This window comes from Rhizobium sp. 01T444 (assembly GCF_056398305.1).
This window is the reverse complement of sequence record NZ_JBFTPD010000267.1, coordinates 1-610: the sequence shown is the minus strand read 5'-3', so window position 1 is coordinate 610 and position 610 is coordinate 1. Positions and strand designations below refer to the sequence as shown.

Annotated in this window: 1 protein-coding gene; it reads left to right on the top strand. The window is 58.4% G+C overall.

Going from position 1 to position 610, the window contains the following annotated elements:
* Positions 1-282 precede the first annotated feature (282 nt).
* Positions 283-610 (top strand): hypothetical protein (locus tag AC1DTN_RS38375; protein ID WP_477925427.1); only part of this gene is annotated, 328 nt, incomplete at its 3' end.

Below are 610 nucleotides of genomic sequence, written 5' to 3'. Positions count from 1 at the left end.
GTTTTTATACATGGTAGTCCTCTACATGGCCCCGAACGAAAAACGCCGCGGCGCCTGGAGCAACGGCGACGCAGCGTGATCATTGTCACATGTCCAGGACGATCAATTCGGGCAGCGCCGCGAATGCTGATCAATTGTCACAACTGACGCGATTGCGATATCACTCTTGCCGAAAATCCACCCCGTCGCGATGGCGAGATAACTCAATCAACGAACGTCCTCGCTATCCAGACAGGGTCGATTCATCGACACGTTCTCAATCAATCAATCAATCAGGGCTCCATGATTTTCAAGAAGACAATTCTGACTCTTTCGCTTTGCCTGGCATCGGGCTTGGCGCTCGCCGCGACCACCGAACCGGCCCCGAGCGCAACGCCGACCCCCACTGTCGAGGCCGAGCAGAATCTTGCGCAAGGCGCGCCCGCCTACACCCTGACCTGGGGCGAATCGACCGGGTCGGGCTTCATGTTCTATCCGGGTCTCTCCGACGGCATTCGCGCGCATGCCAACTCGGCAGCCGATGCGGAAAAGTGGGGCCCCGAACTGGGCTTCCAGATCCAGATGCACGTGGTGGACCACAACAACCTGGTCAAGCGGACCCTGAGCTTCC